At 64.2% G+C, this 16,190-nt stretch carries 11 protein-coding genes and 1 pseudogene; 8 read left to right on the plus strand and 4 right to left on the minus strand.

Annotated elements, in window-relative coordinates; all coding sequences use genetic code 11:
• Positions 1-11: 11 nt before the first annotated feature.
• The 3 genes from Q4C89_RS04620 to Q4C89_RS04630 form a co-directional block, all read right to left on the minus strand.
• Positions 12-2,039, minus strand: coding sequence for a hypothetical protein (locus tag Q4C89_RS04620; protein WP_303101432.1), 2,028 nt, complete (start codon positions 2,037-2,039; stop codon positions 12-14).
• Positions 2,040-2,181: 142 nt separating this feature from the next.
• The gene (locus Q4C89_RS04625) at positions 2,182-4,095 is read right to left on the minus strand and encodes an alkaline phosphatase PhoX (protein WP_303101433.1); all 1,914 of its coding nucleotides are present in this window, start codon (positions 4,093-4,095) and stop codon (positions 2,182-2,184) included.
• Positions 4,096-4,205: 110 nt separating this feature from the next.
• Entirely contained in the window at positions 4,206-5,912 is a 1,707-nt protein-coding gene (locus tag Q4C89_RS04630; RefSeq protein ID WP_303101434.1) for a long-chain-fatty-acid--CoA ligase, read from the minus strand.
• 272 nt (positions 5,913-6,184) lie between these two features.
• Here Q4C89_RS04630 and Q4C89_RS04635 point away from each other — a divergent pair, with 272 nt between their 5' ends.
• From Q4C89_RS04635 to Q4C89_RS04650, 4 genes are all read left to right on the plus strand, one after another.
• Positions 6,185-7,324, plus strand: a complete 1,140-nt coding sequence (locus tag Q4C89_RS04635; RefSeq protein ID WP_303101435.1) for an ABC transporter substrate-binding protein — start codon at positions 6,185-6,187, stop codon at positions 7,322-7,324.
• A 101-nt stretch (positions 7,325-7,425) separates the two neighbouring features.
• Entirely contained in the window at positions 7,426-8,475 is a 1,050-nt protein-coding gene (locus Q4C89_RS04640) for a branched-chain amino acid ABC transporter permease (RefSeq protein WP_303101458.1), read from the plus strand.
• A complete protein-coding gene (locus Q4C89_RS04645) occupies positions 8,475-10,235 on the plus strand; it encodes an ATP-binding cassette domain-containing protein (protein ID WP_303101436.1) in 1,761 nt (586 codons plus the stop codon). The genes Q4C89_RS04640 and Q4C89_RS04645 overlap by 1 nt, the downstream gene beginning before the upstream one ends.
• Positions 10,232-10,936, plus strand: a complete 705-nt coding sequence (locus tag Q4C89_RS04650) for an ABC transporter ATP-binding protein (RefSeq protein ID WP_303101437.1) — start codon at positions 10,232-10,234, stop codon at positions 10,934-10,936. Before Q4C89_RS04645 ends, Q4C89_RS04650 begins: the two co-directional genes overlap by 4 nt.
• Here the strand turns inward: Q4C89_RS04650 and Q4C89_RS04655 are convergent.
• Entirely contained in the window at positions 10,921-12,036 is a 1,116-nt protein-coding gene (locus Q4C89_RS04655) for a diguanylate cyclase (RefSeq protein ID WP_303101438.1), read from the minus strand. The genes Q4C89_RS04650 and Q4C89_RS04655 overlap by 16 nt on opposite strands.
• A 677-nt stretch (positions 12,037-12,713) precedes the next feature.
• Here Q4C89_RS04655 and Q4C89_RS04660 point away from each other — a divergent pair.
• From Q4C89_RS04660 to Q4C89_RS04675, 4 genes and pseudogenes are all read left to right on the plus strand, one after another.
• A pseudogene (locus tag Q4C89_RS04660) lies at positions 12,714-13,213 on the plus strand (GGDEF domain-containing protein).
• A gap of 197 nt (positions 13,214-13,410) precedes the next feature.
• Entirely contained in the window at positions 13,411-14,595 is a 1,185-nt protein-coding gene (gene menC / locus Q4C89_RS04665) for an o-succinylbenzoate synthase (RefSeq protein ID WP_303101439.1), read from the plus strand.
• Positions 14,596-14,632: 37 nt separating this feature from the next.
• Positions 14,633-15,406, plus strand: coding sequence for an ABC transporter substrate-binding protein (locus Q4C89_RS04670; protein WP_303101440.1), 774 nt, complete (start codon positions 14,633-14,635; stop codon positions 15,404-15,406).
• Complete coding sequence (locus Q4C89_RS04675; protein WP_303101441.1) at positions 15,403-16,161, plus strand: GNAT family N-acetyltransferase; 759 nt, start codon at positions 15,403-15,405, stop codon at positions 16,159-16,161. Before Q4C89_RS04670 ends, Q4C89_RS04675 begins: the two co-directional genes overlap by 4 nt.
• The last annotated feature ends 29 nt before the right edge of the window (positions 16,162-16,190 follow it).

The following is a 16,190-nucleotide window of genomic DNA, read 5'->3' on the forward strand; positions in this document are numbered from 1 at the left end:
GTAAGAATGCCTCACGGTGGAGGCATTCTCATCTCTTTTATCAGGCCGTAAGGGAAAGGAACATAATCCCGCACGAAGTTGCCACCCTCGCTCTCCGGCTTTTCCTCGTCAATCAGCGTGGGCGTGATGCCGATGCCGTAGGTGAATTCGGCAGGGTTGGGGTTCACCGGGCGGTCGGTGATGACCTCGCCAAGCTGGTAGGGCTTGCCGTCTTGGTGCGTGAACGCCGTTTCGGGCGTGCGGAAATAGCGGTTGGTGAACAGGGTTTCGGGGAACACGTCCTTGCCGAAGTCGTAACGCTGGGTGGCGACCACCTGACGGTAACGGCGGGCGTTTTCCGTCGCGTCCGTCAGCGTCGGCAGGAACAGTTCGGGGCGGATGGTGCCTGCCGGGGTCAGGTACGCGCCCCTCGCGGTAAATTCGCGCATCAGCCGCAGCCGCAGTTCCTGCGCGGCCTGAATGCCCGCCGGGTTTTTGCCCTCCACCTCGGTTCTCAGGGCGGGCCAGTCGGCGCTGTAGCCCTTCGCCCTGGTAATTTCCGCGTTCAGGAGGGCGTCCACGCTGGCAGGCATGTCGCCGTAGAGGGACACGCCGACCACATGATCGAGGAAATAGCGGTATTCCCCGATGTTCTTGCCCCGGTTGAGCGGTTCGGGCGTGGTGAGGGTGCCGAACGCCCCGCCATTTTTCGGTGCCTGGTAGCCCAGATAATCCATCTCGCGCCAGCCCAGCGTGCCCGTGAACTGCCGGGGCATGGCCCAGGTCGAATCGATGGTGTTGCCTGTGCCGGACGTGAACACGGCGTTTTGCCCCACGTCCGACTGCCGCACGTTGCCGCTGTGGCAGGCCACGCACTGGGTCAGTTCGCTGGGCGTCTGGGCGCGGAGTTCGCCGCCCTTGTCCTCGATCCAGCCGCCGAGCAGCCAGCCCGTGCCGTTCTCGATCCAGCCGCCGTCACGGGCCGCGTACACGGGCGCAGACTCTTCCTTGAGGGCTAGACCGAATTCCTCGGGGTGCCACTCGCGCTGCTTGTACATCCAGCGGATTTCCTTGACGCGGCGGGCGCGGGTGCCAGGAAAGGGGCTGATTTTCCTGTCGCTGCCGTCGGCCTGCAAGTCCACATAATGCAGCGGGTGGGCAAATTCCGTGCCGAGCGGGTACTGCCCGCGCACCATCTGGACGCCCGCCGCCCCGCCGACATAGGTTTTCTCGCCCTGCAAGCGGTTTTGTGCGTTGCGCTGCACCAGTTCCAGATTCCGTTCGTAGGTGGACAGGTCGAACTCTCCGCTCGCATTCTGCATAAATTTCTGCGGCAGGCGAATGTACACGCCCGACACGCTGCCCGTCTGCGGCGTGAAAATCCCGTAAGGCATAAAGTTGATGGCCCGCCAGCCCGTCACCCAGCCCTGTTCGTCCTTGAACAGGCCGCGCACGCCCAGTCTGGAGCGCACGAACCCGTCGGCATCGGCGGGCAGGTCGTCGGGCGAGAGCGCCGGGAAAAGGCGCATGGGCGAGTCCACGCCTGTATCCCACTCGGGCGAACGGCCCGGACGCTGGGCGTAGGCAGCTTTCCAGTTGTCCTGGCGCACGTATTCCTGCATGTCCCAGCCTTCCGGCTTGACGCCCAGCGCCTCGGCCACCGCCCGCAGCTTTTCGGGGAACAGCGTGTTCTCCCAGGGGTTGATGCTGGAATTGACCACCTGCGGATAGTCGTACACGCCGAAGCCGTATTCGGCCTGCATGTTCCCCACCATCGGGTTCGCGCCCGCCTGGGGGTTGTTGTTCAGACCCAGTTCGTACACGCCGTCGGTGTGGCAGTACTGGCAGGCGTTCTGCGTACCGAAACTGGTTTCCACATAGCACTGTGCCGGAATATGCGCGTGCTTGTTCGGAAAGGTGGAGCGCGAAATGTGCTGCCCCAGCAGAGGCTTTTTCGAAGGTTGTGCCAGAGCGTAAAGCCCCGCGCCACTCAGCAGCGAGAGGCCCAGCGCCCCAGCGACGAGATGGAATTTCTGTAGTTGAGATTGAACCGGATTCACCTTGCTCCCCCCTCACCCTGTTGCTTCGCAACGCCCCTCTCCCACCAGGGGCGAGGGGTGAAAAAGAACCCCCTCCCACAGTGGGGAAGGGGCGTCACCTTAGACTTTCAGACTTCTCGGGCCGTCAGACACGCCGCAGACGTTACTTGACAGCGGGCAGGCCGCCGAGGTAGCCCACGCTGTTTTGCAGCTTGTAGTTCAGGACGCCGTGCTTGTTGACGCCCCACAGGTCCTTGGCCTTGGCTTCCAGGCGCGTGGTCAGGTCCTTGTTCTGGCTGCCGATCCAGTCGCCCTGGTGCTGGTTGTTGCTGGTGATGTAGGCGTGGCCGTTCATGTTTTCCACGGCGCTCAGGCCCGTGGCTTCGGCTCCAGCAGCCACGGTCAGGATGCGGCTGAGTTTCCCCGTGTCCACGTTGTAGGCCCAGACGTAGTTGTTGACGTGCATGCCGGAGTCCTCACCGATGAAGAGGGTCCGCATGGCTTCGGAGTAGTACACGTTGTCGGTGTTGGCGATGCTGTCCACTTCGGCGACGTTGCCCTGCTCGTCGGCCTTCATGGGCTTGCCCAGCAGCGCGGGTTCCACGTAGGTCTTGGTGGCGACGTAGGCGCTGTTGATGGGATTGCCGTTGGTGTCTTTCACGCCGCTGGCGAGGTCGAAGGTGTAGGTCGCGCCCGCCTTGTTCTCGGGCAGCTTCACGTCGTCCACGGGTACGCCTTCCTCGGCCTTCATGCTGGTCTCGATGCGGCTCATGGCGTAGTACATCTTCTTGCCCGCGTCGTTGAACGTCACGCCCTCGCCCTTGGTGAACTCGGTGGTCGCACCCAGGTAGGCGGCGTAGCGGCGCGTCTCGAAGAAGGCGGCGGCCTGCTCCATGCCGGGCTTGAGCTTGAGCCAGATGGTCTGGGCGCTGCCTGCGCGGGTGGGGACGTAGCTCTTGTCGCCGGGGTCGCTGAGGCTGGTCAGGAAGATGTCGCCCAGGGTCAGGCCCTTGTCCTTGAGGGCCTTGATTTCGGCGTGGGTGCCGTGACCGAGCCTCACCCAGCTGATGTTGGCGGCGCCGCCATCCTTGTCGCTGGTCTGGTTCCACTTGGCGGCGTAGATGGTGCCGCCCGCCTTGGGGTCGTTCTGCTTATCGCCCACGAACATGAACAGGCCGCTGTACGCGCCGTCGTCGCCGTAGACAGCGGTGCGCCCGTCGGGAGCGAAGCGGGCAATTTCCCAGGTGCCGCGTCCCATCTCGTAGTGCTTGGTCACTTCGTAGCTGCCGTCCGCCTTGACCGCCACTTCCATGGGGTAGCCGTAGTCGTAGGGGTTGGCCTGCTTCTTGCCGCCGAAGTACACCTCGGTCATGGCCTTCAGGCCCGCTGCGGTGGTGCTGTAGGCCTTCTCGCCGGGGACGTAGTACAGGTCATAGTCTTCTTCGCCCGCCAGGTGGGTGTTCCAGGGGGTCAGGCCACCGAAGCAGAAAATCCAGCCGCCGTTCACCGGGCTGAAGTCCACGCTGGTCTGGCTGCTCAGGCTCAGCTTGCCGTCCTTGTCCTGATTCAGCGCGTTCACGCTCATGGTCATAGGCATGCGGCTGTACCAGTTCTCGACCTTGTAGGCGTCTTGGCCGTTCGCCAGAATCCAGTCGTATTCCCAGTTGTTGACCAGGTAGGGTTTGCCGCCCACCAACATCAGGCTGGTGCCGTCGGCCGTCTCGGCAATCACGGGGTCGCCGTTGGGGTCTTTGATGGGGTTCATCTGCGCGTCGAACAGTTGCGCGGCAGCGTACTTCTGACCCTTAACGGTGTTGGTCAGGTCAGTGTTCTTGAACAGCACGTTGTAGGTCAGGGGGAAGTCACGGGTGGTCCCGTCGGCATAAGTGACCTTCGCCACCGACTTGGAGTAGGTGCTGAGCATCTCGCTGTCGCTCTGAGGAGCGGGCGTGTTGGTGAATTCCACACTCTTGACGGCCTTGGCGCCTACAGGCTGCGTCTGGGCCACGGTGCAAGACGATACGGTCAGGGAGAGCGTCAGGGCAGCCAGCAGGCTCAGGGTGGTTTGGGTTCTCATGGTTACTTCCTCCAATCTTCACGCTAGAAGCGCCCTGTCAGCCTCCGGTCAGGAAGAAAGGGGAGGGGGCCGCGCCCACCCTCGGCCCGGCCCCCTCGCCCGTTCACCCCTCAGTCTGCGCTCTGCTGTGCGGCCTCCATTTCGGCGCGGGCCTGCTCCTGCAATTGCCGCCACGCGACTTTTCCGGTGGGGCTGCGCGGCAGGCTGTCCACGAACTGGTAGTCACGCGGCACCTTGTAGCTCGACATCTGCTCGCGGGCCCAGCTTTCGATGTCGGCGGCGCTGGCGTGCATGCCCGGTTTCAGGACAATCAGGGCGCGGGCGCGTTCGCCGCTGCGCTCGTCCGGCACCGAAATGACGCAGGCTTCCTGAATGGCGGGGTGGCCGTGCAACTTGTTTTCCACCTCGGCGGGCCAGACCTTCAGCCCCGACACGTTGATCATGCGCTTGAGGCGGTCGGCGAAGAAGAAGTAGCCTTCCTCGTCCATGTAGCCCAGGTCGCCGGTGCGGAAAAAGCTGCGCCCGCCGATTTCGGTAAAGGCCTCGGCTGTTTCCTGGGGCCGCTGCCAGTATTCGCGCATGACCTGCGGGCCGTGAATCACGATTTCGCCCACCTGTCCAGGCGGCAACTCGGCCCCCGTTTCCACGTCGATGATGCGCGAGTCCACGTTGAAGACCGGAATGCCCAGGCACTGCAATTTCTGGCGTCCGTGGGGGTTGGTGTGCGACTGGGCCATCGTTTCCGAGAGGCCGTAGCCTTCCAGAAAGAGAATCCCGGTGGTGTCGAGCAACTTCTGACCGACAGCGGCGGGCAGGCTGGCTCCGCCCCCGGTCATGCTGCGCAGCGCCTTGAGGTCGGCAGCCTGAAAGCCGGGCGAAGACATCAGGTCGATGACCATGGTGGGCGTGTTGGTCCAGATGGTCACGCGGTGGTCACGGATGAGTTCGCGGGCGGTGTCCCGATCCCAGCGGGCCATGATGACCACCTTGCTTCCCCCGGCGATGGCGGACATCAGGCTGTTGATGAATCCGGTGACATGGAAGTACGGGAGCGCCGCCAGAAACACGTCCTCGCAGTTGCCTCCCACCCACGCCGTCGCTCCGAAGGCGTTCGCCTGTACGCTGCTGTGGGTATGGACACACCCCTTGGGCCGCCCGGTGGTGCCGCTGGTGTAGAAGATGATGGCGAGGTCGCTGCTGGTGACGTGGGCAGCAGGGGCCGGAGCGGAACGCAGTGCGTTTTCGAGCAGCACGTCGCCCTCTTGCAGGGTGGGGTGAACGTCCAGTCCGTCGGGAAGGGCGACTCCGGCCTGCTGCGGCACGCTCCCCGCCATGATGTTGGCGACGATGGCGTGGGCGAGGCCGCCCTGCTTGGCCTTCTCGTACAGTTCGGCACCTACAACCGCCACCCGAATTCCGGCGTCTTGCAGGAAGAAGGCGAGTTCTTTGGCTTGGAGCATAGGCGCGAGCGGCACCACCACCGCGCCGAGCTGCCACGCGGCGAAGGCGCCGATGACCCAGGCAGGACTGTTCTGCATCCACAGGCCGACCCGGTCGCCCTTCTGAACCCCCTTCGTCGCCAGGTGTCCGGCAAGGCGGGTGGCCTGATCGTAGAGGTCGCCGTAGGTGGTTTCGCGCCCGTAAAACCACAGCGCCACTTTTTCCGGGTACCGCTCGGCGCTGGTCTGCAGGTTGTGCATCAGGCCAACTTGGGGGATGGTCAGCGTGCGGGGCTTGCCGGGAGGCCAGTAACGGCCCTGAACGGGGGGATACTCGCTGGGCGAAAGGCTCGCTGAGGAAGGATGCTGCGAAGTCATAAGTGCCTCCTGCAAAGGAAGAAGAGAAGAAAAATCGACTGCACCTGCACAGGGAAAAAAGGAGCTTTCCTGGGAGTGAGTCACCGCTGGGTTTGGGTGCGAAGAGTCTAGCGTGAACTGCGAATTTGAGCCAGGGCGTGTGCAGCCTGGAGCAAGTGCGGCGCGGGGAGGGGCAGAGGGCCGCCGGATTTCTGCTACTCTCTCCACGTTCCTAAAATTTTTCTCATTCTGGTCAGGGATGACCGTAAGGCCCGACCAGCGGAGGCCCCATCATGAAGACCCGTCTGCTGCTGTCTGCTGTTCTTGCCGTCGCTTCTACCGCTGCCGCCGAAATCAACATCGGCGTGGTCGTGTCCGCCACTGGTCCCGCGGCCAGCCTGGGCATTCCCGAGCGCAATACCGTTGCCCTGCTGCCCAAGACCATCGGAGGCCAGAAGGTCAACTACATCGTGCTGGACGACGCTTCGGACACCACCACGGCGGTCACGGCGGCGCGCAAACTGGTGCAGGACAGCAAGGTGGATTTGCTGCTGGGCACGACTACCACGCCCGCCAGCCTCGCCATGATCGACGTGGCCGCCGAGAGCAAGACGCCCATGATTTCGCTCGCCGCCGCCGAGGGCATCATCAGCCCGGTGGACGCTAAGCGCAGTTGGGTGTTCAAGACGCCGCAGACCGACGCGCTGATGGCAGCCGCTATCGGTGACCACATGGCGAAAAGCGGGGTCAAGACGGTGGGTTACATCGGCTTCAACGATGCCTACGGCGAAGGATGGCTCAAGGAATTCCAGGCCGTCGCCGCCAAAAAAGGCATCAAGATTGTCGCCACCGAACGCTACGCCCGCAACGACACCAGCGTGACCGGGCAAGCGCTCAAGCTGTTCGCCGCCAAGCCCGACGCCGTGCTGATCGGCGCGGCAGGCGTGCCCGCCGTGCTGCCGCAAAAAGCGCTGAACGAGCGCGGCTACAAGGGCAAGATTTACCAGACCCACGGGGTCGCCAACGCCGATTTCCTGCGCGTGGGTGGCAAGGACGTGGAGGGCGCGTACCTGCCCGCTGGCCCGGTGCTGGTCGCCGACCAGTTGCCCGCCTCTAACCCCACCCGCAAAGTCGGCCTGAACTACATGAGCCTCTACGAAGGCAAGTACGGCAAGGACAGTGTTTCGACCTTCGGGGCGCACGCCTGGGACGCCGGACTGCTGCTGCAAAAGGCCATTCCGGTCGCGCTGAAAAAGGCCAAGCCCGGCACGCCGCAGTTCCGCTCGGCGCTACGTGACGCGCTGGAAGGCACCAAAAACGTGATTGGCGCACACGGCATTTTCAACCTGTCCAAGACCGACCACCTGGGTCTGGACGCCCGCAGCCGCGTGATGGTGCAGGTTCAGGGCGGCACCTGGAAGCTGCTGAAGTAAGGAGGGAGGCGCTCGCTGCGCCGTCCAAGGGTCGAAGGGGCTGGGGTCTTCACCTCGGTCTCTTGGACCCTTGAATCCTTAGACAAAACGACATGGACATACTGCAAATTTTCGACCCCACCATTTTTCCCATCCTGACCACCGACGGCCTGACCAATGGCGCGGTGTATGCGCTGCTGTCGCTCGCGCTGGTGCTGGTGTTTGCCGTCACCCGCGTAATTTTTATTCCGCAGGGCGAATTCGTGATGTTCGGGGCACTGACCCTGGCGAGCCTGCAAGCGGGCAAGGTGCCCGGCACCCTGACGCTGGTGCTGGGGCTGCTGGCGCTGACCACACTGCTGAATGTGGTGCAGGCGATGAGGACCGGGCATCAGCAGGAGGCGCTACGAAGTGCCGTGACTGGGCTGGGCTTCGGGGCGCTGCTGTGGGCGCTGACGGCGTGGCTGGCTCCCCTCAAGGCTCCGCTGGCGGTGCAGGTGCTGCTCACGCTGCTGCTGGTCGTTCCGCTGGGGCCGCTGCTCTACCGCGTCGTGTATCAGCCGCTCCGCAACGCCACCGTGCTGGTGCTCCTGATCGCCTCGGTGGCGCTGCACCTCGCGCTGACCGGGCTGGGCCTCGCCTTTTTCGGGGCCGAGGGCAGCAACACGCCCGCCTTCGTGACGGGTGACCTCAAACTGGGCAGCTTTTCGCTGAGTTACCAGAACCTGCTGGTGATGGTCGTGTCGCTGGCGCTGATGGCGGGGCTGGCCCTCTTTTTCGAGCGCACGCTGCTGGGCAAAGCGCTGCGGGCCACCGCCGTCAACCGCTTGGGAGCGCGGCTGGTGGGGATTCGGCCCGAGTTTGCCGGGTCGCTGGCCTTCTCCGTGGCGGCCCTGATGGGTGCCCTCAGCGGCCTGCTGATTGGCCCCAAGTTTCCCATCGGCTACGACACCGGATTCCTGATTGGTCTGAAAGGCTTTATCGGCGCGATTATCGGCGGGCTGTCGTCGTTTCCGTTGGCAGCGCTGGGGGCAGTGCTGGTGGGTCTGATTGAAAGTTATGCCAGTTTCAGCCTCAGCCAGTGGAAAGAGGTCATCGTGTTCACCCTGATTCTGCCCGTGCTGCTGTGGCGCAGCCTGAACAGCCACCACCACGACGAGGAGGAAGAATAATGCGCCCGCGTACCGTTCTTGCCGTGGTCGCGGCGCTGCTGGCGCTGGTGCTGCCGCTCGTTTTGCCCGTCTTTCAGGTCACGCTGCTGACCAACATCGCCATCACGTCCATTACCGTCATCGGGCTGGTGCTGCTGACGGGTATTTCGGGGCTGACCTCCTTCGGGCAGGCGGCTTTCATGGGGGTCGGCGCGTATACCACGGCGGTGCTGACCACGCAGTACGGCTGGAATCCCTGGCTCACGCTTCCGGCGGGGATGGCGCTGACGGCTGTCATTGCCAACGTGCTGGGTCTCATCACCCTGCGGATGCAAGGCCACTATCTGCCGCTGGCGACGATTGCCTGGGGCATCAGCCTCTATTACGTCTTCGGCAATAGTCCCAAGCTGGGCGGCTTTACGGGCCTGCGCGAGATTCCGCCCATCAGCCTGTTTGGGCTTGTCCTTGACCAGCCGCGTGAATTCGTCTATCTGGCACTGGCGTTTCTGGCACTCGCCATCGTCGCCGCGCAATTTTTGCTGTCCAGCCGCTTCGGGCGGGCGATGCGGGCGCTGCGCAGTGGCACGGTGGTTGCGGAAGCGTTCGGAGCCAACACCTTCACCCTGCGCGTACAGGTCTTCGTTCTCTCGGCGGTGATGGCGTCGGCGGCGGGCTGGCTGTACGCCCACCAGCAGCGCTTCGTGAACCCCACGCCGTTTGGCCTCAATGTGGGCATCGAATACCTGTTCATGGCGGTGCTGGGAGGCAGCGGCTATGTCTGGGGCGGCGTGGCGGGGGCGGTTCTCATCACGCTGCTGCGCGAGGTTTTGCAGGACGTGCTGCCCCGCCTGCTGGGCGAGAACAGCAATTACGAGGTGGTCGTGTTGGGCGTGCTGATTATCCTGACGCTGCAATTTGCTCGGCGTGGGCTGTGGCCTCTGGTCGAACGCTGGGTGCCTGCGGGCACGCCCCGACTGCTGGCCCACGCGCTGACTTTTCCGCACCGCCCCGCACCAGCGATGGGCAGCTCCGTGCTGCGGGTACGCAACGCGGTCAAGCAGTTCGGTGGCCTCAAGGCCGTGAACGACGTGAGCTTTGACGTGAACGCGGGCGAAATCGTGGGCCTGATCGGGCCGAACGGCGCGGGCAAGTCCACCATGTTCAACCTCGTCACGGGCGTCAACCCCGCAACTTCGGGGACGGTGGAAGTGCTGGGGCAGTCGGTGGGCCGTCAGCCCGCACGGGCCATTCACCGCCTGGGCGTGGCGCGAACCTTTCAGCACGTCAAGCTGTTTCCCGAACTCTCATTGCTGGAAAACACCATGATGGGCGGCTATTCGCGGGCCAATGCCGGAATTTTGCGGAGCATGCTGCATCTTGAGCGCCGTGAGGAAGCCGCGCTGCAACAGCTCGCCCTGACCCAACTGGAGCGCGTGGGGCTGCGCGAGCAGGCGTTTGAGCAAGCTGGAAATCTGGCGCTGGGCCAGCAACGGCTCTTGGAAATCGCCCGTGCCCTGGTCGCTGACCCCAGTTTCCTGCTGCTGGATGAGCCTGCGGCGGGCTTGCGCTTCGGCGAAAAGCAAGACCTCTCGGCACTGCTGAAAAAGCTGCGCGACGAGGGCGTCACCATTTTGATTGTGGAGCACGACATGGATCTGGTCATGAATCTGGTTGACCGCCTGGTGGTCATGAACAGCGGTCAGGAACTCGCGCAGGGCACGCCGCCGCAGGTGCGCAGCAATCCAGCAGTGCGCGAGGCGTACCTGGGGGCCGAAGTATGACGGCGCTGCTGCAAGTCCGCGACCTGCATGTGGGTTACGGGCGAGTGGAGGCGGTGACGGGCGTCAACCTGAGCGTGCAGGCGGGGCAAATCGTGTCGGTCATCGGGGCCAATGGCGCAGGCAAAAGCACGCTGATGGCGGCGCTGGTGGGTGCGCTCCCTTCACGCGGCGTCATCGAATATGCCGGGCGCCACCTGGGTCGCGTGCCGCTGGAAGAACGGGTGGCGGCGGGCATGACGCTGGTGCCCGAGCGCCGCGAACTGTTCAGCTCCATGACTGTGGAGGACAACCTGCGCCTGGGGGCCTACACGCAGCGGGCCGGACTGCAAAGCGGACTGGAGGACGTGTTCCGGCGGTTTCCGCGCTTGCTGGAACGCCGCCGCCAACTGGCAGGCACGCTGTCGGGCGGGGAGCAGCAGATGCTCGCCATCGGTCGCGCCCTGATGGCCCGTCCCAAATTGCTGCTGCTCGACGAGCCGAGTCTGGGCCTCGCGCCGCTGATCGTGCGCGACATCCTGCATATCGTCGCCGAACTGCGCGCGAGTGGCGTGACTGTGCTGCTGGTCGAACAGAACGCCCGCGCTGCCCTCGCCATCAGCGATTACGGTTATGTCCTTGAAGGTGGGCAGGTCAAGCTTGAAGGTGAGGCCAGCGCACTGGCGGACGACCCGGCCGTAGTGGCGAGCTATCTGGGCGGCTGAACGGGCGCAGCGGCTTCCGGTCTCGCCGGGGGGTTGCCCAGCGCCAAGTCGGGTGACCAGACGACCACCCGGTTGCGGCCCGCAGCCTTGGCGGCGTAGAGGGCGAGGTCAGCCCGCTCGAAACATTCGTCGAGGCGGTCCGTTCCCCGGTAGGCGATTCCCACCGACACGGTGAGGGTATGGCCGGGCACAGCCGTGAACTGAGTCTGATGAACGACCTTCCTCAGACGCTCGCCGAGCATCTCGGGCACGGCGCTGCCCGGCGCACGGAAAATGACGGCGAATTCCTCGCCCCCGTAGCGGTAAGCCTGATCTCTGGCCCGCAGATGGGTTCTGAGCACCTGTCCGAGCTGGGCGAGCACCTCGTCGCCTGCCGCGTGACCGTAGTGGTCGTTGACCTTCTTGAAATGGTCGATGTCGACCAGGCACAGCAGGTCTCCGGCATCCATAGCAGCGGCGTCCTGGTCAAACTGGCGGCGGTTGGGCAGGGCCGACAGGCTGTCCTCGTGGGCCTGCTTCTCATAGAGGGCAACCAGTTGCAGCAGCCTGAAGCGGTTACGCAGGATGCCCAGGGCGATCAGGAAGCCGCTGTAGACCATCAGCAGCAGAGGCAAATAGACCGTCCAGAGGGCGCCCCAATCCTGACGGACAACGGGCAGCAGCAGGCCATTGGGAAGAAAAATCAGCAACAGCTTCCACCACAGGCTGCGCCAGTTCAGCGGTGTGGCGAACAGGTCCACAGAGCGGCCCAGCACTCCGCCTACCACCGCCACGCTCATGGCGCTGACCACCGCGACCCACACGCCAGCCCCCCCCAGGTAAACGCGGTAGAGCAGCATCGGCACCGCCCCGAGCAGTCCGGCGAGTATCCCTCGGCGTAGGGCCAGATAGGCGATGGGAACCGCCCGCATGTCGATGATGACGCCGGGAGCCACTTCCGCCGGGTAGAGCATCAGCCCCACGGCCATGGCAGACAGCAGAAGTGCCCGTGGCAGGTTCATCGCCTGACCGCTGAGGTCGTGCAGGTTCCTGTAGCTCAGGCTCAACAGGTACATCAGTGTGACCAGCACACAGAAATTCAGGACGAGTTGAACCAGCACTCTGCGGCCTCCTTAGGTCATATCGCTTCACATGATGACGAGTTTATGTCTGAAGGTGGGTGTTCATTGAGGAGGGGGGAAGCCCTGAGCGCCGTCTGACCTGTCAGATTGTTGTAAGAAATGTGTCCTGGAACATCTCGTATGTTTTTTCATGAATGAGTGCTCCGCGCCTTCCGCCAGTCAAGAACACGGCTGCCCGTCAGGTGGGGGTCTTTTTCGTCGTTTTGTTGGGCCTGTACGTTCAGGTGACCCTATTGCGTTATGAACTGAGCTTGGGCCACCGCTGGCACGCCGATACGCTCATTTTCAGCCAGGTCGGCTCCGTACTGCTGGGAGCGCTGAGTTTTCGCTGGATTCAGAGCCGCGATTTGGGGGCGGTGCTGAGCGGCTTTATCGCCCTTTGTCTGGTCTTGCGCCTCGTTCCGGCAGCCCTGTACGGGAGGCCACTTGAGGTCAGCGATTTCATGATTTACCTGATGCTGGTGGCCGTATCGACGTCAGGCCTGACCTGGCAGGTGTCCCTCACCATCTGCCTCACGGCTCTGGGGGCGCTCTACGCGGTGAGCTTCATCCACGGGGGCAACAACTTGGAGGGACTGATCTACTCGGTCTTTCTGACTGGCCTGATGCATTTTCTCTCGGTCTTCAACCTGAGGGCCGAGCGGCAGCAACTCATGATGCTCGACATCACTCAACTGGCCCTCAGGGACGAGCTGACGGGCCTGGCCAATCGTCGGGCCATCTATGGGCGGCTGCGCGACCTGATGGCTTCCAGGAGCGAGTGGGGGAGGGGCGGCAGTGTGGCCCTGCTCGACATCGACCACTTCAAACAGGTCAACGACACGCGGGGCCACGACGCCGGGGACAGGCTGCTTCAGGAGATGGCCCGCTTGCTCGAAAGATGCGTGAGCGGCTTCGGTCTGGCCGGACGTTGGGGGGCGAAGAATTTATCGTCCTGCTGGAAAATGTCAGCCGCAGCGAGGCCATCGAGAGGGTGGAACGTGTTTTGCAGGCGGTTCGTGACTCGGCTTTTACCGATGCGCCCAGCCTGACGGTCAGCGCCGGATTCGCCACCCTCGACGAGGGCGAGACCTCCGAGCAGGTGGTCAAACTGGCCGACGAACGGCTCTACGCCGCCAAGCGTGCCGGACGCGACCGCGTCGTTTTCTCGTCCTGAACGGGGTTGCGCGTCTGCCCCCGGCACCGACCTGTCCGTCAGGGGCAACACCCTCGGCAGCTTTGAAGGTCGTAAGACTTTACATTTGAAATTGCCAATCTTTAAAAACTTTGCGATAGTGAACTCTTGGACCGCGCAGGATGTGCCTGTTCGGTTCCATTTTCCCTTCACTTCTTTGAGTTCGCCGGAGTACCCCCATGACCCTGACTGCCTCGCCCCTCGTCCTCGACCACGCTGAACTGCGGCTGCTCGACATGCCGCTGCTGTTCGATTTCGAAACCAGTTTCGGGGTCATGCGCCGCCGCTATGTGCCGCTGCTGACGCTGCGTAGTGGGGACTGTGAAGGCTATGCCGAGGGCGTGATGGATTATCTGCCGCTCTACCGCGAGGAAACGGTGGCGGGCGCGGTGGCCTTTCTGGAAGGGCAATTGCTGCCGCGTCTGCTCGGGCGGGCCTTTGCCACCCCCGAAGCCCTCGCCGCTGAACTCGCGCCTTACCGGGGCAACCGCATGGCGCGGGCGATGGTCGAGATGGCCTTCTGGGACCTGCGGGCGAAGCAACTCGGTGTGCCGCTGTGGCAACTGCTCGGCGGCGTACGCCAGAGCGTGCCGGTGGGGGTCAGTCTGGGCATTCAGCCGAGTGCCGAACAGACCGCCGAACTCGCGGCCCGTTACGCTGCCGAGGGCTACCGCCGCATCAAACTCAAAATCAAGCCCGGCTGGGACGTGCGGCCAGTCGCCGCCGTGCGCTCGGCCCTGCCCGACATCGAACTGACGGTGGACGCCAACAGCGCGTACACGCTGGCCGACGCGGGCACCCTGCAAAAGCTGGACGACTACGGCCTGAAATACATCGAGCAGCCCCTCGCCTTCGACGACCTGCTCGACCACGCCACGCTGCAAAAGAGCCTGCGGACGCCGCTGTGTCTCGACGAGAGCGTGACCAGCGCCCGCGACGCCCGGCAAGCCCTCGGCATCGGCGCGGGGCGGGTCATCAACCTCAAGGTGGCGCGGGTCGGCGGGCACCTCGAAGCGCGGCGTATTCACGACCTCACCCTGGCGTTCGACGCCCCTTTGTGGTGCGGCGGCATGGTCGAAACGGGCATCGGGCGGGCGCACAACATCCATCTCTCCACCCTCGAAAATTTCAAGCTCCCCGGCGACACCAGTTCGGCGAGTCGCTACTGGGCACGCGACATCGTGCAGGAGCGGCTCGAAGTGGAGGGCGGCCTGATGCCCGTTCCCCCCGGGCCCGGTATCGGCGTCACCCTCGACCCCGACACGCTGGCGAGCGTCACCCGCTGGAAACGCGAAATTCGCGCCGGGCAGACGCCCTTTATCGACGACCTGCCGAACCAGCCTCCCGCCGACGAAGTGTACTGATTCCCCTTCTCAGCTTCCCATCCCCGGAGGATTTTTCATGACCAGATTCAAGACGGCTCTTTCCCTGCTCGGTGCCCTGACCCTGCTGTCCAGCGCTCAGGCCGCCCCGCGTACCTGGGCACAGATCAAGGCGTCCGGCACCCTGCGCCTGGCGACCGAGGGCGCTTTTCCCCCTTTCAACGGCTATCAGGGCAAGAAACTGGTCGGCTTCGAGGTAGACCTCGGCAACGCCATCGGCAAGGCGTTGGGCCTCAAGGTCGAGTGGACCTCGCAGCCCTTCGACACCCTGCTGATCGGCCTGAACCAGGGCCGCTACGACGCGGTGCTGGCCTCGCACGCCATTACCGCCGAGCGGCAAAAAGCGGTGGATTTTCTCGCGCCGCACTACTGCTCCACTGTGAACATCGTGGCGAAAAAGGGTGGCCCGACCACCCGCGCCGCGCTCAGGGGCAAGACGGTCGGCAGTCAGATCGGCACCTCGCAACTGCCCATCCTGCGCCAGATTCCTGGCATTGGGGAAGTGCGCACCTACCCCAACGACCAGGCCATCCTGACCGCGCTGATGGCGGGCCGGGTGGACGCCTGGTCGAGCAACGGCCCGGTGGTCGCCTACATGCTCAAGCAGGCCAAGCTGCAGGACAAACTGGTCATCGGTGAAACCATCTCCAACGAGCGCAACGCCGGAGCCGTCGCCAAGGGCAACAAAACGGTGTTGGCAGCACTGAACGGCGGGCTAAACAAGGTGATGCAGGGCGGCACCTACGCCAAACTGAGCGACCAGTGGTTTGGCCGGGATATCCGCTGCAAATGAGCCTTCACCTGCGCGAACTCCGTGGCCCCGCCGAACTCGCCGCCGCCGAGGACCTGCAATTTCTGGTCTGGGGCGGCTCCGAGCGCGACATTTTCCCGCGTGACGCGCTGCGGATGCTGGAACACATCGGCGGGCTGGTGGCGGGGGCGTTTGCCGGCGAAGTCCTGGTCGGGCTGGTGGTCGGCCTGCCGACAGCGCAGAGCCACGTACAGCACTCGCACCTGCTGGCCGTGCATCCCGACTGGCGCGGCACCGGGCTGGGCGTGCGGCTCAAACAGTTTCAGGCGCAGTGGTGCCAGGAACGGGGCATCCGGCAAATCGAGTGGACCTACGACCCGCTGCGGGCTGTCAACGCGCACCTCAACATCCACCGCCTGGGGGCGACAGCGCACGAGTATCTCGACGACTTCTATGGCGAGATGGGCGGCATCAACGCGGGGATTCCCTCCGACCGACTGGTGGCGGTCTGGACGCCGGGACAGCCCCCGCAGCGCCCCGACCCTGCCGACCCGTCGCCCGCCGTCAACGACCCCCAGACGGGCGCTTGGCTGGGCCTCCCGGCAGACGCCCCTCACGTGCGGCTGCACATTCCCGGCGACCTGCCGCGCCTGCTGGCGGACGCGCCGGGCGAGGCGCTGACCTGGCGCACGGCCACACGCACGGCTTTTCACGCGCTGCTGGGCCAGGGCTACGCGGTCAGCGACTTCCGGGCAGGCGAGTTTCCGGCCTATGTCCTGAGCCGTGCCTCATCCTGAAGCCTGAGCCGCAACGCTGAACATTGTCT

The sequence above is a fragment of the Deinococcus sp. genome (genome assembly GCF_030523985.1).
Lineage (GTDB): Bacteria > Deinococcota > Deinococci > Deinococcales > Deinococcaceae > Deinococcus.

Bases quoted from the DNA above. Each gene is read 5' to 3' on its own strand.
- Q4C89_RS04675 (WP_303101441.1), top strand. From the start codon at position 15,403: ATGAGCCTTCACCTGCGCGAACTCCGTGGCCCCGCCGAACTCGCCGCC.
- Q4C89_RS04630 (WP_303101434.1), bottom strand. From the start codon at position 5,912: ATGACTTCGCAGCATCCTTCCTCAGCGAGCCTTTCGCCCAGCGAGTAT.
- Q4C89_RS04670 (WP_303101440.1), top strand. From the start codon at position 14,633: ATGACCAGATTCAAGACGGCTCTTTCCCTGCTCGGTGCCCTGACCCTG.
- Q4C89_RS04625 (WP_303101433.1), bottom strand. From the start codon at position 4,095: ATGAGAACCCAAACCACCCTGAGCCTGCTGGCTGCCCTGACGCTCTCC.
- Q4C89_RS04650 (WP_303101437.1), top strand. From the start codon at position 10,232: ATGACGGCGCTGCTGCAAGTCCGCGACCTGCATGTGGGTTACGGGCGA.
- Q4C89_RS04645 (WP_303101436.1), top strand. From the start codon at position 8,475: ATGCGCCCGCGTACCGTTCTTGCCGTGGTCGCGGCGCTGCTGGCGCTG.
- Q4C89_RS04635 (WP_303101435.1), top strand. From the start codon at position 6,185: ATGAAGACCCGTCTGCTGCTGTCTGCTGTTCTTGCCGTCGCTTCTACC.
- menC (WP_303101439.1), top strand. From the start codon at position 13,411: ATGACCCTGACTGCCTCGCCCCTCGTCCTCGACCACGCTGAACTGCGG.